At 44.9% G+C, this 506-nt stretch carries 1 protein-coding gene; it reads left to right on the forward strand.

The window, feature by feature from the left end; translation table 11 throughout:
• A partial coding sequence (locus EK369_RS23080; protein ID WP_268920628.1) for an MORN repeat-containing protein occupies positions 1-401 on the forward strand: 401 nt, incomplete at its 5' end.
• Positions 402-506: the final 105 nt, after the last annotated feature.

The raw sequence follows: 506 nt of genomic DNA on the forward strand, positions 1-506 counted from the left end.
GGAGACTTTTGGAAATCGCCACTGCCATCATGAGAGTCGCACTAGTCCTAACTATATCACTTTTTGCCATTTGTGCATGGGCAAGACCAAGCGTTGATGATGGACAATGGAGAGGTGAAGGTGTTCTGGAAGGCCAATGGAAAGGAGAAGGTCTAGCAGAAAGCCAAGCTGGACATGGAGGAGCGTGGAACCACTGGGATAATGGAGGTGAGGGTCAATGGGACCACGGTAACGATTGGAACGGTGGTGGTGAATGGGACAATGGCCAATGGAATGATGGCCATTCGAATGATGGGCAATGGGATAACGGTCACGATTGGAACGGTGGTGAATGGGATAACGGTCAATGGGACAATGGACAAGACTGGCACGGTGGTGGTGAATGGGACGGTGGCTGGTGAATAATAATACGATAGCCAACATTCACTTATTTTCTTTCTAATCTTCTTTTGTTATAAATAAAAAATTTTAAAATCCTTCACTTTATTTTCAATATATATCACAAG

It is taken from the genome of Shimia sediminis (assembly GCF_003990645.1).
In the GTDB taxonomy this organism is placed as follows: Bacteria; Pseudomonadota; Alphaproteobacteria; order Rhodobacterales; family Rhodobacteraceae; genus Shimia; species Shimia sediminis.